This window comes from Rothia nasimurium, from assembly GCF_042660305.1.
Taxonomy (GTDB): Bacteria; Actinomycetota; Actinomycetes; order Actinomycetales; family Micrococcaceae; genus Rothia; species Rothia nasimurium.
Window position 1 is genome coordinate 484218 of record NZ_JBHSTW010000018.1, and the last position, 21714, is coordinate 505931.

The window sequence follows — 21714 nt, forward strand, 5'->3', positions numbered from 1 at the left end:
TACCTCCTGAGCGCTACATCACCGGAGCTACCGCCCCGGAACTCTCTAGTCTATTGCCTGTAGAGGTTACGGCCTATCAGGAGTAGGATATGGGGGTGATTAATCAGCCCCTCCCCCTCAACGCTCTGAACCATTTCGCAAGCACCTCCACCCTACCGGCTCACGCCCCCACCGTGCTCCTGGTCGGTTTCACAGGGTGGAATGACGCCGGCGACGCCGTCATCGACGCCTTCCGCGCGCTGTGGGAGCACTACCCCGCCACACCGGCACCCGGCTTTGACGTGAGCGGCTGCTACAACTACACCGAAACCCGGCCTCTTCTGAGTATCGACGAGGACGGCACCCAGCGCATTACCTGGCCCGATACAGTCTTCACCGAGGCACACACCACCGCCGGCGTCCGTCTGCTCACCCTCTCGGGCCCCGAACCCTCCATGAACTGGCAGGCCTACATCGAGCGTTTTAAAGACCTGGTGCAGCGGGAACAGGTTGACCTGGTTGTTTTCTGCGGGGCCCTGCTCGATGAGGTCCCCCATACCCGGCCCCTGCCGCTGAGCGTTACCAGCTATACCAGCAGCGTCCTCGCCTTAGAGGGCGTAGAAGCCAATACCTACCAGGGCCCAACCGGCCTGATTGGCGTGCTGGCGTTTAAAGCCGGGCAGGCTCACATACCGGCACTTTCCCTCTGGGTCTCGGTTCCGCACTACCTGCCTGAGCCGCCCCACCCCAAGGCAACCTTCACCCTGCTCTCTGCCCTCGAAGCGATTCTGGGCTTCCCCATGCCCCTAGAGCGCAGCGCAGACGACATCGCCAGCTGGAACCACCAGGCCGACGCCCTCATCGAGGACGAGCCCGAGCTGGCCAGCTACGTACGAACCCTAGAATCAATAGCTGAGGCCAACGACGATATCGCTGACCTCAGCCAAATAGATATTGCGGCCCAGTTCGAGAAATTCCTCAAGGACCAGGACGACAACTAGGCAGCAGGTACCAAATCAACACCCAGGCGGGCCATGAGCAGGTCGGCTACCAGCTGACCGCCGGCACCACCGTTCTCAAGGGTAGAGAGGGCCCACTGGTCAAGGGCAACCAGGGCGGCGGGAGTGTTGAGGTCGTCGGCAAGATGCTGGCGGACGCTCTCAAGCAGGGAAAGGGCGGCCTCATCAGCCTGCCCCTCGGCAGCTTCCGCAGCCGAGCGGTAGAGTTCCAGACGCCCCTGGGCCTTGGTCAGCAAATCTTCCTGCCAGAACCAGTCGGTGCGGTAGTGGTTATCCATAATCGCCAGGCGGATAGCAGCAGGTTCTACACCGGCAGCCCGCAGCTTCGACACCAGCACCAGGTTACCCAGAGACTTGCTCATCTTCTCCCCGTCAAGACCCACCATGCCGGTATGCATGTAGTGGCGGGCCATAGGCTCACCGTTCAGGGCAAAGGAATGGCTCGAACCCAGATCGTGGTGCGGGAAAATCAGGTCAGAGCCACCGCCCTGAACAGAGAAGGGTGCGCCCAGGAACTCACTCGAGATCACACTGCACTCGATATGCCAGCCGGGGCGGCCGCGTCCTAGCTCCCCCGCGTCCCAGGCAGGCTCCCCCGCCCGCTCAACGCGCCACAGCAGGGGGTCAAGGGCGTTACGCTTACCGGGGCGATCAGGATCGCCGCCGCGCTCACCAAAAATAGTCAGCATCTCTTCAATGCTGTAGTGGGCCACCTGACCCAGCGACCAGCCGCCTTCGCGGCCTTCACCCAGTTTCTGGGCGGCCTCAATATCGAAGTAGATATCACCGTCGGGCTGGGTAACACCATGCTCGTCGGTGAAACCGGGCACGCGGTAGGCCACACCCTCGTGCAGCAGTTTCTGCACAGCAGCCGCCACAGAGGGCACCGAGTCAACAACGCTCACGTAGTGGTCGGGGGCAATGACGTTCAGGGCCACCATATCGGTGCGGAACAGCTCGGTCTGTTCCTCAGCAAGCTGCCGCCAGTCAACGCCGGTCGCTTCAGCGCGTTCAAGCAGGGGATCATCAACGTCGGTAACGTTCTGTACGAAGGTTACCTCTACCCCGGCATCTCGCCAGGCTCGGTTCAGCACATCAAAAGCAACATAGGTAGAAGCGTGCCCCATGTGGGTCGCGTCGTAGGGGGTAATACCGCAGACATACAGCCCGGCGCGGCTCTCACGCTCAAGGGTCTGCCTGCCTCCGGCCGCAGTATCAAAGACGGTGGGAAGGGGCGCCTGCCCCGGGAGTGACGGAATGGTGGGCTGGTCCCAAGCTCGCATGAAAACCTCACGATAGTTGATGTGCACCTACCCCGAATAGTCTCGGGCGGCACTTTTTCTCTTCCTAAAACAATACCCGCCCGGAAAGGTATTTCCGGGCGGGTAAAAAGTGAGACAGGTCTACGCGGCGAGGACGCCGGTGCCCAGCAGGATGTACAGGGCAAGACCCAGGGCGATACGGTACCAGACGAAGATGCTGTAGCTCTTGTTGGAAACGTACTTGAGGAACCAACCAATAATCAGGTAGCCGACCACGAAAGCAACCAGGGTTGCAACCATGGTAGAACCGAAACCGTAGTAGCCGGTGAAGCCCTCGGAGATGCTGCCTGCCAGCTTGTAGAGACCCGATGCGAAAACCGCGGGGATTGCCAGCAGGAAGGAGTAACGGGCGGCAGCCTCACGGGTGTAGCCCATGAGCAGACCGGCCATGATAGTACCGCCGGAGCGAGAAACACCGGGAACCAGGGCCAGGGCCTGCGCGAAACCGTACAGAATACCGTGCTTGATGGTGAGGTCTTTCAGCTCGCGCTGTTCGCGTCCGATACGGTCTGCGATACCCAGGAAGATTGCGAACACAATCAGCATGGTTGCGGTAATCCAGAGGCTACGGAAGGTCGAATCGATGTAGTTCTCCAGCAGGATGCCCAGAATACCAATCGGCAGGGAGCCGATGATAATGAACCAGCCCATGCGGGCGTCCGGATCCTTCTTATCAACCTTGCCCACCAGAGAACCGAACCAGTTCTTGATGATGCGAACGATGTCTTTCCAGAAGAAGACCAAAACAGCCGCTTCAGTACCCAGCTGGGTGATAGCGGTAAAAGCCGCACCGGGGTCCTCGCTGTTCGGCAAGAACTGACCCACGATACGAATATGACCCGATGACGAGATCGGCAAAAACTCAGTTAGACCCTGGACGAGACCCAGGATGATTGCTTGTATCCATTCCACAGCAGAAAACTCTACGCGAGTCAAAGAAAAAGCACAGCACCGCTCGCGGTGCTGTGCTTGGAATAACAGGTAGAACCTAGGTAACCGGTCTACTTCTGCTCTTCATCGAGGTAGTACTCTACCTCGTCATCGTCTTCGTCGTCTTCATCATCGAAGTCGTAGTCAAAGTCATCGTCGTCGTCTTCATCTTCGATGAAAACTTCGAGCGGTGTGACCTCTTCATAGGCGTCGAACAGGGCTTCTTCGTAGCGTTCAAAGGCGTTTGCGATGGCTACGTAGGTGTTGTCGACGGCGGCGTCGTGTTCACCGCGGCTATTGATAATAGCGTTGAGGTGCTCTTCGAGGGCGGCGGTCAGGTGAGCCAGTTCGGCACGAGGGTTATTACTCATACAGTAGACGTTACTCCCTTTCTCAGTGCGTGGGAAATACCGGGCGGTGAAAATTTGGTGAATCACACATAACAGTGCCGCCCCGCTCGGGTGGGAGCGGGGCGGCACTGTCTATAGGGCTAGGCTTCGGATGCGCTAGTGGCTTATCCGGTTTTAGAAGCCCAGGGTTGCCAGTGAGGAGTTGATGGCGTTGGCTGAGGCGCGCAGACGCTCGATTTCCTCGTCGGTCATGGGGACGTCGAGTACGCGCTTGACGCCGTCACGGGAGACAACTGAGGGCAGTGAGAGAGCGGCTTCGCCCTCGATGCCGTAACGGCCGCGTACCTGGGTTGCGACGTTGAGTACGGCGTCCTGGCCGTGCAGGATAGCTTCGGCGATGCGGGTCGCCGAGATGCCGATGGCGTAGTTGGTGGAACCCTTACCTTCGATGACCTTGTAGGCTGCACGCATGGCTTCTTCTGCCAGTTCTGCCTTGACCTCTTCGGTGAAGACCTTTTCGCCGTCTTCGTTAGTCCACTCATCAAGGGGAACCATGCCGATGTTGGCTGCTGACCAGACGGGGAATTCTGAGTCGCCGTGCTCACCAACGATGTTGGCGTGAACTGACTTGATGGAGACACCGGCCTTTTCAGCGATCAGCCAGCGCAGGCGGGATGAGTCGAGCACGGTACCTGATGCGAAGCAGCGCTCGGTGGGCAGGCCGGTGATCTTCTGAGCAACAACGGCGAGGACGTCGCAGGGGTTGGTGACGATCATGAGGATAGCGTTGGGGGCTACCTCCATGACCTTGGGAAGCATGGACTTGAAGATGTTGACGTTTGCTTCTGCCAGTTCGAGGCGGGGCTGGCCGGGCTTCTGGCGGGCGCCTGCGGTAACGATGATGAGGTCTGAGTCGCGCAGGATTTCTACATCGCCGCTGCCTGCAACTTCAGCTTCGTGGGCGAACATGGTGCCGTGGGCGATATCGAGGCCTTCTGCCTCAGCGCGCTCACCCGCGATGTCGTAGATAACGATTTCATCAGCTGCGCCGCGCAGGGTTGCTGCGTAGGCGGTTGCTGAACCAACACCACCTGCGCCGATAACGCCGAGCTTGGTGTTCTTCTTTTCGAGAGCCATGGGAGGTTCCTTTCAGCAGATGCTGTGGGGTTGTTTTGTGTTCGTTACATCTCAAGTATGCCAGAAAAAATACGCTTTTATGTGGGTTTATCTGCTTTTCATTTGGGGTTTTACTGACCTTTAGTCAGAAAAGCCCACAAAACCAAATATGTGCAGCTTGACCCTTTGTGAAAGCTCACACCCGGTCTTACGTAGATAATTTCAAGCTACCCTGCCCACTGTGGCGCACAAGACGCTTTCAGAAGGAAGTATTTTTGCAGAACTGCACTTAAACTTGTTAAGTTCGCGAACCCAAGACTACGCAACCGCCCGCCACAAGCGTCCGCGCACCGTAGACCAAGCAAAACCGCGCGAACCCGCAATTCACTCCAGACCTAAAGGTTCGTCATGTCTACAGCACCAGCTACACCAGAGCAGACAACCGCCCAAGACCAACCCCTCATGACCCATCGGCAAATCATGCTGGTCATCGTCGGTCTTATGGCGGGCATGTTCCTCTCATCCCTCGATCAAACCATCGTCTCTACAGCTATCAGGACGATCGGTGATGACCTCCACGGCCTAGAACAGCAGGCGTGGGTCACCACCGCCTACATGATCACCTCCACGATCACCACCCCCATCTACGGCAAGCTCTCCGACCTCTTCGGCCGTCGCCCCCTCTACCTCTTCGGTATCGTCGTCTTTATTCTGGGTTCGCTTTTTTCCAGCTTCTCCACCTCGATGATTATGCTGGCTGCCTTCCGCGCTTTCCAGGGCATCGGCGCGGGCGCCCTCATGTCTCTGCCTATGGCGATTATGGGTGATATGCTGGCTCCCCGTGAGCGCGCCAAGTACCAGGGCTACTTCCTGGCCGTCTTTGGCATCTCATCCGTGCTCGGCCCCCTCACCGGTGGCCTCTTTGCCGGTAGCGACGAAATTCTGTGGATTACCGGCTGGCGCTGGGTCTTCCTCATCAACGTCCCCATCGGCATCATTGCCCTGGCTATGGTCTGGAAGTTCCTGCACCTGCCCCGCATCACCGATGCTGCCCTCAAGCCCCGCGTTGACTGGTGGGGTGCAACCAGCGTTGTTGTAGCTCTGGTCCCCCTCCTGCTCGTGGCTGAACAGGGTCGCGAATGGGGCTGGACCTCCGCTGCGTCCATCACCTGCTTCGTCATCTCCGCCCTGGGTCTAGCAGCCTTCCTCATCATCGAATCCAAGATGGGCCAGGACGCCATCATCCCCCTAGCCCTCTTCCGCTCCGGTGCCTTCTCCATGTCGTCCCTTCTGGGCTTCCTGGTTGGCTTCGGCATGTTCGGCGCCATGATGACCATCCCCCTCTACCTGCAGATTGTCACCGGGCTAACCCCCACCGAGTCGGGCTTCGCAACCCTACCCATGATGGCCGGTATTATGACCGCCTCCATCGTGTCGGGTCGCATGGTCGCTAGCACCGGTAAATACCGCATCTTCCCCATTCTGGGCACCGCCCTCATGGTAGTTGCCTACTACTACCTGACCTTCATGACAGCGGACCGCCCCCTCTGGTTCCTCATGCTGGGCATGTTCATCATGGGTCTTGGCCTGGGTCAGCTCATGCAGTCCCTGACCCTGGCAGCCCAGAATGCTGTTGCTCCCTCCTACATGGGTGTGGCGTCCTCCGCCGCTACCTTCTTCCGTCAGATCGGTGGCACCATGGGTACCGCCGTCCTGCTGTCGGTTCTCTTCTCAGCTATGCCCGGCAACATCATGAAGGCCATGGGCAACGAGGACGACCTGCGTTCGGGTCTTGACGCTGCGCTGACTCCCGCCGTGGCCTCCGCTCCTGAAAACCAGGGCATCATGGAGCAGATGTGGAATCAGATTGTGGAGCCCGCCCAGAGCTCTATCGCCTCTCAGCTCTCAACTGCCTCTGATCAGGCTCGCACCGCCGCCGACGATGCGGTCTACCAGCAGGTTTCTGCTGCGGTTCAGGCCCAGGTTGACGCTGGTGCCCTGCCTGCCGACCAGGCCCAGACCTTCATTGACGCCCAGGTAGCTGAAGCCACCCCTGCCGCTGAAGAGGCTGCACTGGCATCTGCCGCCGAGCAGGCTCACGCGTCGGTTCAGGACGGTACCCTGGTCGTTGACTGGTCCGATGAAACCCAGCGCTCCTACTGGGTTGATCAGCTCACCCCCACCCTGGCAGAGCAGATTTCTTCTACCTCCACCGATGGTGATGGATCAGGCGTTTCAACCTCTGATACCTCTTACCTCACCGGTGCGGACGCCCGCCTCACCCGCCCCTTCATGGTTGGCTTCAACGCTTCAACCCTGTCGGTCTACTGGGTTGGCTTCTTTGCCACCGTTCTGGCCTTTGTTCTGGCTCTCTTCTTCAAGACTCCCCCGCTGCGTGCAGCTTCGGGTCTGCAGGAGAACGCCCAGGGCAACAAGCAGGCTGAAGATGCCGCTCCCGCTAGGCACTCCCAATAGCAGAAGGCCGGGGCCTACCACCGACAAGTTCGGTGGTAGGCCCCGGCCTTTTTAAACCAAATTCTAGATAAGAGAAGTTACTCTACGTTCCGCAAAAGCTCGTGAAGAAGCGGGACTCGGCAGGAGCGCCTTCCAGATAGTCCAGGCCGGCATGGCGCTCAAAGGGGTTACTGACGGCTTCCAGCAGCTCCTCAATCGGTTGCTGGTTTCCACGCTCCATCTGCCGTAGGGCAGCGTCGAGGGCTAAATTTCTCGGGATGTAGACAGGGTTATGTGCCAGCATGAGTTCCGTGGCCCATTCAGGGGTAGTACCTGTAGCGACCTTCAGTTCTTCCCACCGAGTCAACCAGCCCTGCCGGTCTTCCTCGGGTAGCAGGCAGGTTCCTTCTGTCAAAGACCTAAAGAACCCTGTAAAGTCCAGCGCGTGGCGCTCAAGTAGCCCCAGGGTTGCCTGCCCAAACCTGCCTACCTGGGCGCGGACGTCCTCACCAACCCCACCCAGGTCTAGCCCCAGCTTGGTAGCAAAAGCAGCTATTTGCTGCTCTACCACTTCATCTTCGAACTCCGAAATAACCTCGGTGGCTAGGTGGATTGCCCGGTTCGGATCTTCAGGGTCGATGATATCGAGCAGGGTTTCGGCAAAACGGGAAAGATTCCAGGCGGTAATACCGGGCTGGTGATTGTAGGCGTAGCGGCCCTGGCGGTCAATAGAACTAAAAACCTTGCCGCGCTCAAAAGCATCAATGAAAGCGCAGGGGCCAAAATCGATAGCCTCGCCGGAAATAGTCACGTTATCGGTGTTGAGTACCCCGTGCACGAACCCCAGTGCCTGCCAGCTTGCTACCAGGTGAGCTTGCCGCTGCGCCACAGCACGAAGCAGGGCAAGGGCCCGCTCACTGAGGGTTTCCCCCGGAGCGAGGTCGGGGTAATGACGGGCCAGGGCATAATCGACCAGCTGCCCCCGTACCTCAGGGTCGCAGTGATACTGGGCAAACTGGAAAGTACCTACCCGCAGATGGCTGACGGCAACACGCAGAACCAGACCCGCCGGCTCTGGTTCAGGTGCGCGGCGCTGCACTTTCTCTCCGGTCTCGAACACGGCCAGGGCCCTGGTGGTCGGTAGGCCGAGCGCATGCAGGGACTCTCCGATGACAGCCTCGCGCCAGGCTGCCGACAGCGGCGCCTTACCGTCCGAACCGGGGCGCGAGAAGGGCGTCCGACCACTGCCTTTCAGGTGAAGATCGCAGCGGGCAGCACTACCGCTTTCTTCTTGCGCGGGGATAGCCAGTTCGCCAATGAGGTGGGCCCGCCCGTCGCCCAGCACCGGCGAGAGCTGCCCGAACTGGTAACCCGAGTAGGCCAGGGCGACCGTGGGGGCCTCTCCCCTGCCGGTCATCCAGGCTAGACCGGCGTCAGTGCGCAACCAGGCCGGGTTCAGCCCCAAGTCGCGGGCAAGATTCTCGTTGAGCCAGGCCAGGCGGGTACCCTGCGGGATGTCCGGCTGGGCAGGGCGGGTGAGGTCGGGGAAGGTCTCGCTGTAGGTATGGTCAAGGAGCGGGGCGGACGCACGGGGTTCAGTAGGCTGCATAGGGCTAGTTTATCGCCCGGTCTAAGGATAGAGAGACTGGCTTGGAGGCTGGGAGCTGCCCCCGATTTCAAAATTTTTTAAGGGCGCCCGCCGAAAATAATCAGTTTAACTGATGAGTAAAGTTGATAATCTACCGGGGTATAAAATTCCGCCAGGGCCTGATTTGCAGCAGAAGGACCTAAGTCAACAAAAAAACCGGCCCCTGTCAACAGGAGCCGGTTTTTTCTATGTCCCACATGGGGTTTTCTTGTGCGCGAGGGGGGACTTGAACCCCCACCCTCTAATACGAGGACTAGCACCTCAAGCTAGCGCGTCTGCCTATTCCGCCACCCGCGCAAGGTGTCTTGCACTTCTTCAACCGAAGCTGTGCTGGCAACGAGTAATAACTATACCGGGCGCTTCTCGTGCGCGCAAACCAGAAAGGGGCTTTGGTAGCATAAGCTCCATCACACCCAAGCACTAGATGACTATCAGACAAGCGCTCCCCTACGGGTTAGCGCTCAAGATTCCCAACATGGACCAAACCAGCAGGGCTTAATTCAACAAAAAACCGGCTCCTGTTGACAGGAGCCGGTTTTTTCTATGTCCCACATGGGGTTTTCTTGTGCGCGAGGGGGGACTTGAACCCCCACCCTCTAATACGAGGACTAGCACCTCAAGCTAGCGCGTCTGCCTATTCCGCCACCCGCGCAAGGTGTCTTGCACTTCTTCAACCGAAGCTGTGCTGGCAACGAGTTATTACTATACACAATGTTGAGTGAACGTGCAAAATCCATCTTCCCCTACCCCACCAGCACTTCCAAACTCGACCTTGTACATACAGGGGCTTACTATGGTGATGTGAATAACGAAAACTTGACTCAAGAAGAGGCCGCTCTGCGCGCCCGCACTATCAGCGTTGATACTTACGATGTGCATGTTGATCTCACTCATGCCAGCTCTGATTTTGAAACTTATCCGGTTGCTACGACTGTTCGTTTTACGGCGTCTGAGGGTGCTAGTACTTTTATTGACTACATTCATCAGTCGGTGGAGTCGGTGAAGCTGAACGGAGTGTCGCTGCCTGTTGATGAGGTGGTTGAGGGTTCCCGTATTGCCCTGCCGGGTTTGCAGGCGGAGAATACTCTCACTATCAAGGGCCGGTCATACTTTAGTCGCTCAGGCGAAGGTCTGCACCGCTATATCGACCCGGCCGATGGCAAGGTTTACCTCTACACCCAGTATGAGCCGGCGGATTGTCGTCGGGTTTTCCCGAATTTTGAACAGCCCGACCTCAAAGCTGTATTCAACTTCCGTATTACGGCCCCTAAGAGCTGGGTGGTGAGCTCGAATGCCGAACTGGATCGCGAAATTGATGATCCGTCAGATTCATCGATTTCTAAGCGTGTTTTCAAGCCGACTGCCCGTATTTCTACCTATATCACCGCTATTGTGGCGGGCGAGTACTTTACCGCTTTCGATACCTATACCCCGGCGTCCGCTGTTAATTCTGGGCCTATCCCCCTGGTTGCTTACTGCCGCCAGTCCCTCAAAGAGCATTTTGACTACCAGAATATTTTTGCCGTGACCAAGCAGGGCCTGGACTTCTTCCAGGACCTCTTTGACTATGCCTACCCCTACCCCAAGTACGAGCAGGCTTTTGTGCCGGAGTACAACCTGGGGGCGATGGAGAACCCCGGTTTGGTAACGTTTACCGAGGGGTACATTTTTGTCTCCGGCGCTGATAAGTCCCAGCTTGAGGGCCGGGCTAATGTGATTTGCCACGAGATGAGCCACATGTGGTTTGGTGACCTGGTCACGATGAAGTGGTGGAATGATCTGTGGCTCAAGGAGTCTTTTGCAGACTTCATGGGGCATCTGGGCGCTGCTGAGGCCAATGGCTATAAGGACGCCTGGGTCACCTTTGCGAATTCCCGTAAGGCTTGGGCTTACCGTCAGGATCAGCTGCCGACTACTCACCCGATTGTTGCGGATATCCCCCACCTTGAAGCTGCCCGTCAGAACTTTGACGGTATTACCTACGCCAAGGGTGCGAGCGCCCTGAAGCAGCTGGTTGCTTATGTTGGGTTTGATCAGTTTATTGAGGCTGCGCGGGTTTACTTTAAGCGGTTTGAGTGGGGTAATACGACTCTTGATGATTTCTTGGGTGTGCTCGATGAGGTCTCTGATCGTGATGTTCGCACCTGGGCTGAGGCGTGGTTGCAGACGAGTGGTTTGTCTGAGCTGTCGTGTGAGCGTGTAACCGGTGCTGATGGTTCTGTGCAGTTGGTGGTGCGTCAGCAGTTGCCTGTGGGTGTTCCGGCTGAGTTGGGGCGTCCGCACCTGTTGAAGATTGCCCTGTTCGCCTCTGAGGGCGGGCGTCTGGTGCCCACGGGTGTGGTCTCGGCTGATATTCCTGTGGGTCAGAATGAGGTGCTGGTTGAGTTGACCGAGCAGGAGCAGGCTCTTGTGGCTGCTGCTGATGTGGTTTTGCTCAATGCTGAGGATTTGACCTATGCGAAGGTTGCCCTGGCTGAGGCTGATGGGCTTGAGTTTGCTTTGAGTCAGGTGTCGTCGGTGGAGGATGCTCTGTCGCGCGGTCTGCTGTGGGGTAGCTTGTGGAATATGGTGCGTGATGGCAAGCTTGCTAGCCGCCGGTTTGTGCTGGCTGTGGGGCAGGCTGCCGCTGCTGAGCCGTCCGCTACCCTACTGTCGAATATTGTGGATCAGGCGCAGGCTGCGATTTCTTTGTACACCCCGGCGGGTGCTCGTGGTGAGCTGTGGGATGCCCTGTATGCTGCGCTGTCTGAGGCTCTTGCTAGCGCGAAGGAGGGTAGCGATGAGCAGCTGATTCTGGTGCGGGCGCTACTGTCTGTGTCGGCGCATTCGCAGCTGGGTCTTGAGTTCGCTCAGGATCTGGCGCGGGGTGCGAGCGGGCAGGTTGAGGGCTTTATTTCTGATGCTCCTGGTATGAGCTATAACCAGACTCTGGGTTGGAAGGCTCTGGGGGCGCTTGCGGTTCAGGACGCGGTGACTCGGCAGGAGCTGGATGAGGCGCGGTCTTTCCGTCCTTCTGCCACAGCTGAGCGTGGCTATGCTTTTGCGACCGCTGCTCTGCCGGTGGCGGCTGCGAAACAGGCCGCCTGGAACCTGGTCACTGAAGATATGAGCCTCTCTAACGAGTTGCTGTCGGCGACCGCTGCTGGTTTCCAGCACGGGCCGGAGGAGCTGCGCACCGGTTACCGGGATGCTTTCTTTGAGCTTCTTGCCCCTACCTGGGCTGCCCGTACCGGCGGTATGGCTACTCGCGTTATTCGCGGCCTCTACCCGGCAGTAGAGCTGGCAGAGGGTACTGCGGCGGAACACCCGGTCGTCCGCGCCACCGAGCGCTGGCTAGCCGAGCATACGGACGCCCCCACCGCCCTGGTGCGACTGGTGCGGGAGCTACTCGATGATGCCGTCCGCATCCTCAACGCCCAGGCCTATAACGCATCTGCCACCGAAGAGGTGGCAGGTAACTAGGTCTTTACCTGGGAATCTACGCAGAAAGCCGGTTTTGGGACGCAGCATTGCAAACCAAAACCGGCTTTTTCGTGAGAAGCTATAGAGAGTAACTTTTTGGGATAAGGAGCCTACTGTGACCGACTACGTACTGGGCGATCGCGGCACCGTGCAGGTCATCACCGATGACTACTACGATGCAGAAATTCTTCAGGTTTTTGAAGAACTCTTGATTGACCGTGAACGGGTCTGGAACGGTGAGGTTCGCCTTGTACCAGAACCCGATAACCCCTACCAGCCCCAGGCCATTGCGGTCTATGCTGACGACCTTAAGCTGGGGCGTCTTTCTCCCGAGGACTCCGCTGCCTACTGGAGCCCGATTACCCGCGTTGTGGCCTCGGGCTACGATGCGGTGACCCGCATGCAGCTTTCTGCTGTTCTGCGCGGGGTCACCGGTGAAACCCACATCGAAAGCAGCGGCCAGCTCTCCCTGAGTGCCCCCGGTTCTCTCTTCCCCCTCAATAACGCCCCCACCCAGGCAACCCTGTTACCCCAGGGGGCCTCCATGAAGGTGCTCGATGAGAAGGACCATTCCGAGTACCTGCACTCCATCCTGCCTCCCTCCGGTGAGGGCCGGGTGATTCTCTCCCTGGAGAACAACCAGATTAAGCACGCGGACGGGCGCGTGGTTGACTCGGTCGACGTCCTGCACGACCGCAAGGTGGTAGGCCGTCTCTCCACCCAGATCTCCGAGCAGCTAGCCCCCGTTATCCGCTACGCCTATGAGCACGATAAGCTCACCAGCGCCTGGGGCACGATTCGCGGTAACTCCTTTGAGCTGTCCCTGACGGTGCAGGCCGTCCGCCCCTCTGAAATTCCCGCCGAATGGTACCAGGAACTCCCCAACTACCTACCCGAGCTTCTACCGGCAGCACCCTCCTACGAGGTGCCCCCCGCCTACGTGCCGACCGAGGGTGAAGCGACCCGCAGCAACGCCCCCAAGAAGAAGCGCTCACTCATGCCCAGCCGTCCGGCCGCAAGCGAGCCCACTACCGTTGAAGCCAACGGCGTAGAAGCCGCAGAACCCACTACAGCGAACTCCCTGGGCCTACAGCGCATCTCTGTTCTCCTTGGGCTTGTCGGCGGGCTAATCCTGGTCACGGGTTTAGTCCTTGTCTTCTTCAAGCCCTTGCTCGGCATTTTAGGTATAGTGCTCGGCGCATCCGTAGCCTTCCTGGCTCTCTTCGTCGGTCGCGATAACAGCTATACCGAAGAAGAAGTATCTGCCGACCCGCTCGAACACTAGCCTCAAGGTAAAAAGAAAATATAAGGGGAGCCCCACCAAACTGGTGGGGCTCCCCTTATATCCTCTGGCGAGGGGCTACCTAGGTTTAGTCAGACCCGTAGGTAGCAATGTAGTTAGGCATGGTATCGGTCTGCAAGGCATATGATAGGGCGCTGGTTGCAGCGGCATCGAGGACCACGATGGACTGGCCGTCCCAGGACCATCCGGTACCGGCATTCGGCAGGGTCATGGAGACCAGCTGGGTATTACCGTTGGAAAGCACAGGCTGGGCAATACCCACGATGGCTGAAGGGGATAGACCCTGATCTACGGTCATGTAGGGAGATACAGACTCGATGACCTGCAGCAGCTTGCTAGCTGATGACAGAGCGCCATCGGCCTTCAGTTCGTTGTAGACGCCGCGCAGGAAGGCACGCTGGTTACGGACGCGCTGGTAGTCACCGTCTGAGAACTTGTACCGTTCACGTACAAAGACCAGTGCCTCGCCACCGGTCATAGTTTGGGGGCCAGCGGTAAAGGAGTAGCCGGGCACAGAAGCGGTGAAGGACAGAGGAACATCAACAGTCACTCCTCCGAGAGTATCAACCAGAGCCTTAAAGCCCTGGAAATCAACTTCAGCAACGTGATCCATCTGAATACCAAGGAGCTGCTCAATGGTAGCAACCTGCAAGTCAACACCACCGTAGTTCAGACCGGCATTAACCTTGTGGGAGCCGTACCCGGGGATATTAACCCAGGTATCGCGCATTACCGAGATCAGGTAGGCGGCTGAGCCGTCCTCAGGGATGTGCAGCACCATGATGGTATCGGCACGGGCACCGGTCACATACTGGGCTTCGGCACCGGAGCGCTGATCAGAGCCCAGCAGCAGAATATCGGTGGAGGCGGCGTTGACCGGGCGGTCGGTGACAGCACCACCGGCTACAGCATCCAAAATGCCGTCGCCGTTAGCATCACCCTCAGAGACGTTGCTTTCTAGGGTAGCGCCCGACTCATTGGTAATCGTAGCGTTAGCTGCCTGATCAACCAGGGCCTGCAGCTCGTCATTATGGGGGGTGGTGACGGTGCCGTCCTCATTGGGCATGGCGTTATCAAAGGTCTCGGACTTATTCCAGGCCTTATTGATCATGAACAGGTAGCCGCCCACAGCGATAATCGGAATCAGCAGCAGAATGAGCAGGGTAATCCAGAGGGCTTTTTTGCTTTTCTTCTTTTTAGGTTCTTCGTGAGCCTCGACGGACACGGTACCTCCCTAACTAATCTCAAAAGGGGCGCACCTACCCGGCAAAAGGGTGCGGTACGCGGAGTGAATCGAACCCAATTCTACGCAGTGAACCTACAAAAACACCCCGTAACGCGTGATAAATCACGGTCACGGGGTGTGATATTAAGCCTGAATAGACTGGCTGTAAACTTAGGCCTTCTTGCCGAAGTTTGCGAAGCGAGCGTTGAAGCGCTCAACACGGCCAGCGGCGTCCATGATGCGCTGCTTGCCGGTGTAGAAGGGGTGTGAAGCTGATGAGATTTCAACTTCTACGAGGGGGTACTCGTTGCCGTCTTCCCACTTTTCGGTCTTCTGAGAAGTCATAGTTGACTTGGTCAGGAAGGTCTCGCCTGATGCGAGGTCGCGGAAGAGAACGTAGTTGTATTCAGGGTGGATGCCAGCCTGCATGATATTTACCTTCTTCGTGCCCTGGATTTTGCCAGTGCATATCTTGTTGCTACCGGGGCGGGTGCCTACCGGTGGTTGCGGTTTACAACCGAGGAACTACTCTACCATCTTTGGGCGGGTTTCCCAGAAGGCAACGGCTGAGGCGGCCGCTACATTCAAGGAATCGACCCCGTGGCTCATGGGAATCATGACGGTGTGCTGGGTGGCTGCCAGGGTGGATGTGGCCAGTCCGTGCCCCTCGGTGCCCAAAATCAGAGCTAGCTTCTCGTCTTTGCGGTCTGCCAGTTCGGTCAGGCTCAAAGAATCCTCTTCCAGGGCGAGCGCGGCGGTGGTGAAGCCCGCTGCGTGCAGGGTGTCGAGGGCGCCGGGCCAGGAGTCCAGTCGGGCCCAGGGTACCTGGAAGACGGTTCCCATGGAGACGCGGATTGAGCGCCGGTAGAGCGGGTCGGCGCAGCGCGGGGTTACCAGCACCAGGTCGACGTCGAGGGCGGCTGCTGAGCGGAAGATGGCGCCCACGTTGGTGTGGTCCACGATGTCTTCTAGAATTGCGATGCGCCGCACCCCCTCGAGCAGGGTCTGCAAGGGGGCGGGCTCGGGTCTGGCCATGGCGGCCAGGGCCCCACGGTGCAGGGCGAAGCCGGTAACCTGCTCCAGCTCGTCCTCGCTTCCCACAAAGGCGGGCACCTCGGGGTGTTCCTGCAGCACGTCAATGAGGTCATCGGCCCATTTTTCGCTCATGAGAAACGAGAGAGGCCGGTGCCCGGCGGCGAGCGCCCGGCGGATCACCTTGGAGGACTCTGCGATGTAGATTCCCCATTCGGGTTCTTTGATGGAGCGCAGTTTGACGTCGGTGAGGTGCGTGTAGAAGCGGGTGGCCTCGCTCGGGGCTGTGCTGAGCGCGCGTGTGTTGGGCAGGGCGGTCACGCGGGCTGAGCGTTCTGCCAGCTGCTCGGGGGTGAGTTGTTTGGGTTTCATGCTTGGGAGCTAGCGGGCGAAGGCTGAGTAGCGGCCGGACTCGTGAATGGTCAGGTCGAGGTCGAGGCCGTAGGTGGCTGAGACGTTGGCCTGGGTGAGGGTTTCTTCGATGGGGCCTGCTGCTACGATTTCGCCTTCGCGCAGGAGCAGGGCGTGGGTGAAGCCTGCGGGGATTTCTTCGAGGTGGTGGGTGACCAGGATGGTGGCGGGGGCGTAGGGGTCGAGGGCCAGGTGGGTGAGGCGCTTGACCAGGTCTTCGCGGCCTGCGATGTCCATGCCGGCGCCGGGTTCATCGAGAATCAGCATTTCGGGGTCGGTCATGAGGGCGCGGGCGATGAGCACGCGCTTTTTTTCGCCCTCAGACAGGGTGCCGAAGGGGCGGTCAGCTAGGTGGGCTACCCCCCAGTCGTCGAGCAGGGCCTTGCCCTGGTTGTCGTCGAAGGAGTCGTATTCTTCGTTCCAGCGGCCTGCTACACCGTAGGCTGCGGTGATGACGACATCGAGCACGGTTTCGTTGCCGGGGATTTGGGCGGCCATGGGGGCTGAGGAAAGACCGATGCGGGGGCGCAGTTCAAAAACGTCAACAGCACCGAGAATTTCATCGAGAATATCAACTTCACCGCGGGTAGGGTGCAGGCGGGCGGCGGCAATGGAGAGCAGAGTGGTTTTGCCCGCGCCGTTGGGGCCAAGGACGACCCAGCGTTCGCCTTCTTCGACAGACCAGGTGATGTTGTGGATGAGGTTCTTACCGCTTCGTGAGACAGTAACCTTATTAAGTTCAAGAACTGATGCCATGGTTCACAACTTTAGTAGATAATGGTGCCTATGAGTACTTCTGTGAATATTGTTGCTATTTCTCGTGCGGACGCCCCCCTGATTGCTACCGAGGAGCAGTTGGTTGCTGCGCTGCAGGCGGTTGAGGGCCTGGAGCTTGAGTCGGGTCTTTTGATGGAGGTTCCTGCCTCTCGCGTAGAGCGCGAGGCTGAGGGCCCGGCCTACTCGGTTTATATTGCTGCGGCTTCGTGGGAGCGCGGTGGTGTTGAGGACGCCCGCGGCGCCCTGGGGCTGCTCGATGGGGCACGCTCACTGGGCTTTGACCTGAATGTGGTGCCCGCTGAGTTGGCCAACGATGAGAAGAAGCTGCTCATTATGGATGTTGACTCTACCCTGATCCGTCAGGAGGTCATTGACGAGCTAGCAGCTGCGGCAGGACGCGGCGCTGAGGTCGCTGAGGTGACCGAGCGGGCGATGCGCGGGGAGCTCGATTTTGAGGCGTCCTTGCGTGAGCGGGTTGCCACCCTAGCCGGTCTCGAGGAGTCGGTGATTGATGAGGTGGCTTCCAAGGTGCTGTACTCCCCCGGCGCTACCAAGCTGGTTGAGGTTTTCCTGGCAGCCGGACACGAGGTCTGCGTGGTCTCGGGCGGGTTTGTGCAGGTGCTCTCCCCGCTGGCGGGCTACCTGAACCTTTCCAAGGCGCGCGCCAACGTCCTTGAGATCATCGAGGGTAAGCTGACCGGCAAGGTCACCGGCGAGGTCATTACCGGTGAGGTCAAGAAGGAGTCGCTGAAGGAGTGGGCTAAGGAGTTCGATATTAAGTCCTCCCAGACCATTGCTGTGGGCGATGGTGCCAACGATGTGCTCATGATCCTTGAGGCAGAGCTGGGTGTTGCTTTCAACGCCAAGACTGCCCTGCTGGAGGTCGCCGACGCCCAGATCAACACCCTGCGCCTGGACGCGGTACGCCACTTCGCTGGGCTCTAAAGATTTGCGGGCGCTGCCCTCACACTATAGGTAAAGGACGCTGGTAGGTGGCTACCAGCGTCCTTTTACGTGCTGAAATCATCGGGTTTGTACCATGCCCTGCCCACTTTTAACCTTAAAAATGGGCAGGGTGCGGTACAAAGTTCGACAGGAAACTACTTGATGAAGCCGCCTGCGCCGCCGACCAGCTCGATGTGGCCGGTTTCAACGTCGGCAGTTACCATCTTGGCAACTTCCTGGGCGAACTCGTTGACGGTGTAAAGTTTGCCGGCTTCTTCGCGGCGGGCCTCAATGGCGCCGGGGTGCAGGCGGTTGAGTAGGGCCGCGGTGACAGTGCCTTCAATCATGTCGGCGGAGATAACCACCAGGGAGATGCCCTTTTCAGTGAGGGCGGGGATTTCTGCTAGCAGGGCGTCCTCGCCGGCGCGCTTGGACTCAGCAACCGGCTTGTACTCGGGCATGGTCTCTACTTCGCGGATGAAGTGGGCCTGGTGGCTGGTCACAAAGACGATGCGGCCGCCCTCAGGCATCTTTTCGGCTGCCAGGCGGGCCAGGCGTAGCTGGGAGTCGCGGTTGAGCACCATGGCGTAGTCGTCGGGCATGCCGGCTTCCATGCCGCCAGAGGCGTTGAGAATGAGGTAGTCCAGGGAGCCGAAGTTCTCGATGGCAGCCTCTATCAGGGCGGTGGCGTCCTCAGCCTTGGTCACGTCGCCCTGTACAGCAACGGCCTTGCCGCCGGCTTCTTCAATGGAGGCAACAACCTTGGTGGCACGGGGTGCCTTGGAGCGGTAGTTGACGATGATGTTGGCTCCCTGGGCGGCAAGAATCTGGGCGGTATCTGCGCCCACGCCGCGGGAGGAACCGGTAATGATAATGGTCTTGTTCTGAAGTGACATTCTTAGTCCTTATAAGCGTTGTACAAATGATTTGTTTAAGGAGCGATAGGCGGTAGCTCCCCTCTGCCGGCTAACCTTCTCGCCGGTTCGCTAGCGCTCACATGCGATTCATGCCAGCCCCAGCCAGCCGGCTGCCGGGGAGCTACCGCCCCTGCTCTGGCGTACACAGCAGCCTGGGAGGGGTGAGAGGGTCGCGGACGGGCACACACCGGCCAGGCTGCTGTATTAGTGCCCCATACCCAGGCCACCATCGACGGGAATCACGGCACCTGAGATGTACCCTGCGGCGTCGGAGGCGAGGAAGAGGGCTACGTCGGCGATTTCTTTGGGTTTGGCGAAGCGGCGGGCGGGGATGGAGTCGGTGTACTGCTTTTTGAGGTCGTCGGAGAGTTCCTCGGTCATGTCGGTTTTGATGAAGCCGGGGGCGATGACGTTGGCGGTGATGTTGCGGGCGCCGAGTTCGCGGGTGATGGAGCGGGCCATACCGACGAGGCCTGCTTTGGAGGCGGAGTAGTTGACCTGGCCGGGGTTGCCGTAGAGACCGACGACGGAAGATATGAAGATGATGCGGCCGCCCTTGTTTTTGAGTAGGCCCTTGGTGGCGCGCTGGGCGACGCGGAAGGCGCCGGTGAGGTTGGTGTCGATGACGGAGGTGAAGTCGTCTTCTTTCATGCGCATGAGCAGGGTGTCTTTGGTGATGCCTGCGTTGGCGATGACGACGCCGACGGGGCCAAATTCTGCTTCGACGGCGGTGAAGGCTGCGTCGATGGAGGCTGAGTCGGTGACGTCAGCTTTGACAGCGAAGAAGTCGGCGGGGGGTTCGCCGCTGCGGTAGGTGATGGCGACGTTGTAGCCGGCTTTTTTGAATTCGGTGGCGATGGCGTGGCCGATGCCGCGGTTGCCGCCGGTGATGAGTACGGTGGGGTTGGTCATTGTTTCACCTTGTTGTGGGGTTTTGTTTCTGCCCCTATCTTACGCTCTTGAGAAAAAAGTGGTGGTTTGTTCAAGTAGGCGCGTGTTATTTGGCCTGGCGGGTTTGGTTAGGGGGTCGGGCGGGGTGTGGGTGCGAGGGGTAGACTGGTGGGGTGAGTTTGAGCCTGTGTGAGGAGGGTGCCGGTGGCGCAGAAGTATTGGACTGCTGAGGATTTGAAGGCTGCCGGGTATTCTTCGGGCGATTCTGAGGTTTTTGAGATTACGGACGCTGCTGAGCGGCAGTCGGTGGGGGTTAGTTCGCGGGCTAAGGTGTATGCCTTCAAGATGTTTTTGCGCATTGTTTTTATTATTGCTGCGGTGATGGTGGACGGTGTGTGGCAGTGGGTGTGCCTGGCGGCGGCTGCGATTATTCCTTGGACGGCTGTGGTGGTGGCTAACGGTGAGGCTAAGCAGGGTGGTGGCGGTTTTTCTGCCATGCTGCCGCCGGAGCAGCAGGCTGCTATTGAGGCGGCTCAGGCTGATCGGGCGGCTCGTGCCGCTGCAGCTGAGGGGGCGGACGCCGGTGGGCCAGCTGGTAGCCGCACCCAGGCGAGCGCTCACCCGGCAGATTCTGCGGCTGAGGGTTCTGGTGATCCGGTGATTATTGATGGTGAAGTGGTTTTTGATGAGGACGGTAAGGAGTAGCGGGTGGATATTTTAGGTTCTTTGAATCAGGGGCAGGCCGATGGTAGTGGCCAGGGGCCTGAGTTTGTGAAGTGTAGCCGTAAGGGCTGCCAGGAGCAGGCTCGTTTTGAGGTGCTGTGGAATAACCCGAAGGTGCATGCCCCGGAGCGGCTCAAGAGCTGGGCGGCCTGTGAGGAGCACGTGCAGTATTTGCAGGATTTTTTGGTGGCGCGTAGTTTTTGGAAGCAGACTGTCCCTCTGGGATAGGGTGGTTGCTTGTGAAGAAATACGGTTTTTTGCTCTCTGGTAAGTGGGTTGGCCTGTTTGTGCTGACGGTGGTCGCCTCGCTGGTGTGCCTGTATTTGGCGAGCTGGCAGATGAGCCGCAAGGAGGCGCTTGATTTTTCGAATGAGCGTATTTCGCAGAACTATGATGCCGCTCCCCTGGATTTTGCGGACGATTCTAGCCTGTTTGCGTCCGCTCATTCTGAGCTGCGCTGGCAGCCGGTGACCATGACCGGCCAGTACCTGAGTGAGCACCAGTTGCTGGTGCGCAATCGGCCCTATAACGGGTTGAACGGGTATGAGGTGCTGGTACCTTTCCAGACCGATCAGGGCCATATTGTGGTGGTCAACCGCGGCTGGATGGAGGCTGCGTTTGGGGATGCCGGTTCGACGGCTTCTCCGGTGCCTGCTCCCCCGGCTGGGCAGGTGACGATTACGGTTCGCCTGGTGGAGGGTGAGATTGATACGGGTGCTTCATCGGTGGATGGGCAGATTAGCAGTATTGACCTTCCCGAGGTTGCTGAGGTGACCGGTCTTGATGTTGACACGGTCAATTACGGTGTGCTGGCTTCTGAGAGCCCGGCCCCGGCGAGCGCCCCGGTTGCTAAGGATAAGCCGGAGGAAGATTACGGGCCGAACCTGTCGTATTCGGTGCAGTGGTACTGTTTTGCGGCCATGTTCTATATTGCCTATTTCTGGTCTGCCCGCCAGAAGGTACGTAACGATGAGCTCGATGCGCAGGTTGCCGCTGAGCTTGAGGCCTATTTTGGTCAGTTCTACGATGCTGATGGCACCTATATCGGCGATGAGGACGAAGAGGTGGTGCGCCGCCGCATGGAGTTTGTGGATGATATGCCCGCGCATATGAAGTCCATTGTGCGCCCTAAGGCCCCTAAGCGCAGTAAGAAGATTACCGATGAAGAGGTGGAGGACGCCCTGCTCGATGAGCAGCTCTACCGCTAGGC

The 21714-nt window shown here is 58.8% G+C and carries 19 protein-coding genes and 2 tRNA genes; 8 read left to right on the top strand and 13 right to left on the bottom strand.

Annotated elements, in window-relative coordinates; genetic code table 11:
* The first annotated feature begins 89 nt into the window (after positions 1-89).
* Positions 90-980 carry a PAC2 family protein gene (locus ACFP6B_RS09240; RefSeq protein ID WP_377129429.1) on the top strand — a complete coding sequence of 297 codons (891 nt, stop codon included), beginning with the start codon at positions 90-92 and terminating at the stop codon, positions 978-980.
* On the opposite strand, the gene mshC is transcribed toward ACFP6B_RS09240, so the two are convergent.
* The 4 genes from mshC to ACFP6B_RS09260 form a co-directional block, all read right to left on the bottom strand.
* Positions 977-2281, bottom strand: a complete 1305-nt coding sequence (gene mshC, locus ACFP6B_RS09245; RefSeq protein WP_377129432.1) for a cysteine--1-D-myo-inosityl 2-amino-2-deoxy-alpha-D-glucopyranoside ligase — start codon at positions 2279-2281, stop codon at positions 977-979. The genes ACFP6B_RS09240 and mshC overlap by 4 nt on opposite strands.
* A gap of 120 nt (positions 2282-2401) precedes the next feature.
* The gene (locus ACFP6B_RS09250) at positions 2402-3232 is read right to left on the bottom strand and encodes an undecaprenyl-diphosphate phosphatase (RefSeq protein WP_237206644.1); all 831 of its coding nucleotides are present in this window, start codon (positions 3230-3232) and stop codon (positions 2402-2404) included.
* A gap of 89 nt (positions 3233-3321) precedes the next feature.
* Positions 3322-3621: a hypothetical protein gene (locus ACFP6B_RS09255; RefSeq protein WP_237185658.1), complete on the bottom strand. Its 300-nt coding sequence runs from the start codon at positions 3619-3621 to the stop codon at positions 3322-3324.
* Between the two features lie 153 nt (positions 3622-3774).
* On the bottom strand, positions 3775-4737 hold the full coding sequence (locus tag ACFP6B_RS09260) for an L-lactate dehydrogenase (RefSeq protein WP_185172935.1): 963 nt from the start codon (positions 4735-4737) through the stop codon (positions 3775-3777).
* A gap of 387 nt (positions 4738-5124) precedes the next feature.
* Here ACFP6B_RS09260 and ACFP6B_RS09265 point away from each other — a divergent pair, with 387 nt between their 5' ends.
* Positions 5125-7191: an MDR family MFS transporter gene (locus ACFP6B_RS09265; protein WP_377129435.1), complete on the top strand. Its 2067-nt coding sequence runs from the start codon at positions 5125-5127 to the stop codon at positions 7189-7191.
* 82 nt (positions 7192-7273) lie between these two features.
* Here the strand turns inward: ACFP6B_RS09265 and ACFP6B_RS09270 are convergent, their stop codons facing one another.
* From ACFP6B_RS09270 to ACFP6B_RS09280, 3 genes are all read right to left on the bottom strand, one after another.
* Complete coding sequence (locus ACFP6B_RS09270; RefSeq protein ID WP_377129437.1) at positions 7274-8779, bottom strand: protein adenylyltransferase SelO family protein; 1506 nt, start codon at positions 8777-8779, stop codon at positions 7274-7276.
* 250 nt (positions 8780-9029) lie between these two features.
* Positions 9030-9115, bottom strand: a tRNA-Leu gene (locus ACFP6B_RS09275).
* Positions 9116-9384: 269 nt separating this feature from the next.
* Positions 9385-9470, bottom strand: a tRNA-Leu gene (locus tag ACFP6B_RS09280).
* Positions 9471-9619: 149 nt separating this feature from the next.
* On the opposite strand from ACFP6B_RS09280, the gene pepN reads away from it, so the two are divergent.
* The gene (pepN, locus tag ACFP6B_RS09285; RefSeq protein ID WP_377129439.1) at positions 9620-12280 is read left to right on the top strand and encodes an aminopeptidase N; all 2661 of its coding nucleotides are present in this window, start codon (positions 9620-9622) and stop codon (positions 12278-12280) included.
* Positions 12281-12395: 115 nt separating this feature from the next.
* Positions 12396-13565 carry a hypothetical protein gene (locus tag ACFP6B_RS09290; protein ID WP_377129441.1) on the top strand — a complete coding sequence of 390 codons (1170 nt, stop codon included), beginning with the start codon at positions 12396-12398 and terminating at the stop codon, positions 13563-13565.
* Positions 13566-13650: 85 nt separating this feature from the next.
* Here the strand turns inward: ACFP6B_RS09290 and ACFP6B_RS09295 are convergent, their stop codons facing one another.
* The 4 genes from ACFP6B_RS09295 to ACFP6B_RS09310 all read right to left on the bottom strand — a co-directional run bounded on the left by ACFP6B_RS09295 (position 13651) and on the right by ACFP6B_RS09310 (position 17007).
* Positions 13651-14808, bottom strand: coding sequence for an LCP family protein (locus tag ACFP6B_RS09295; RefSeq protein WP_377129443.1), 1158 nt, complete (start codon positions 14806-14808; stop codon positions 13651-13653).
* A gap of 171 nt (positions 14809-14979) precedes the next feature.
* On the bottom strand, positions 14980-15237 hold the full coding sequence (locus ACFP6B_RS09300) for a type B 50S ribosomal protein L31 (protein ID WP_083091002.1): 258 nt from the start codon (positions 15235-15237) through the stop codon (positions 14980-14982).
* Between the two features lie 96 nt (positions 15238-15333).
* Complete coding sequence (locus ACFP6B_RS09305; protein ID WP_377129445.1) at positions 15334-16212, bottom strand: TrmH family RNA methyltransferase; 879 nt, start codon at positions 16210-16212, stop codon at positions 15334-15336.
* 9 nt (positions 16213-16221) lie between these two features.
* Positions 16222-17007, bottom strand: coding sequence for an ABC transporter ATP-binding protein (locus ACFP6B_RS09310; protein WP_237185651.1), 786 nt, complete (start codon positions 17005-17007; stop codon positions 16222-16224).
* Positions 17008-17037: 30 nt separating this feature from the next.
* Here ACFP6B_RS09310 and serB point away from each other — a divergent pair, with 30 nt between their 5' ends.
* A complete protein-coding gene (gene serB, locus ACFP6B_RS09315; RefSeq protein WP_237199053.1) occupies positions 17038-17973 on the top strand; it encodes a phosphoserine phosphatase SerB in 936 nt (311 codons plus the stop codon).
* 155 nt (positions 17974-18128) lie between these two features.
* On the opposite strand, the gene ACFP6B_RS09320 is transcribed toward serB, so the two are convergent.
* Both ACFP6B_RS09320 and ACFP6B_RS09325 read right to left on the bottom strand, forming a co-directional pair.
* Positions 18129-18869: an SDR family oxidoreductase gene (locus tag ACFP6B_RS09320; protein ID WP_377129448.1), complete on the bottom strand. Its 741-nt coding sequence runs from the start codon at positions 18867-18869 to the stop codon at positions 18129-18131.
* 225 nt (positions 18870-19094) lie between these two features.
* The gene (locus ACFP6B_RS09325; RefSeq protein WP_377129450.1) at positions 19095-19802 is read right to left on the bottom strand and encodes a beta-ketoacyl-ACP reductase; all 708 of its coding nucleotides are present in this window, start codon (positions 19800-19802) and stop codon (positions 19095-19097) included.
* 183 nt (positions 19803-19985) lie between these two features.
* Between ACFP6B_RS09325 and ACFP6B_RS09330 the strand changes: the two genes are divergently transcribed.
* The 3 genes from ACFP6B_RS09330 to ACFP6B_RS09340 are packed head-to-tail and all read left to right on the top strand — an operon-like array spanning position 19986 to position 21712.
* Positions 19986-20486: a DUF3099 domain-containing protein gene (locus ACFP6B_RS09330; protein ID WP_377129452.1), complete on the top strand. Its 501-nt coding sequence runs from the start codon at positions 19986-19988 to the stop codon at positions 20484-20486.
* A 3-nt stretch (positions 20487-20489) separates the two neighbouring features.
* The gene (locus ACFP6B_RS09335; RefSeq protein WP_237195938.1) at positions 20490-20732 is read left to right on the top strand and encodes an acetone carboxylase; all 243 of its coding nucleotides are present in this window, start codon (positions 20490-20492) and stop codon (positions 20730-20732) included.
* Between the two features lie 11 nt (positions 20733-20743).
* Positions 20744-21712 carry an SURF1 family cytochrome oxidase biogenesis protein gene (locus ACFP6B_RS09340; RefSeq protein WP_377129454.1) on the top strand — a complete coding sequence of 323 codons (969 nt, stop codon included), beginning with the start codon at positions 20744-20746 and terminating at the stop codon, positions 21710-21712.
* Positions 21713-21714 lie beyond the last annotated feature (2 nt).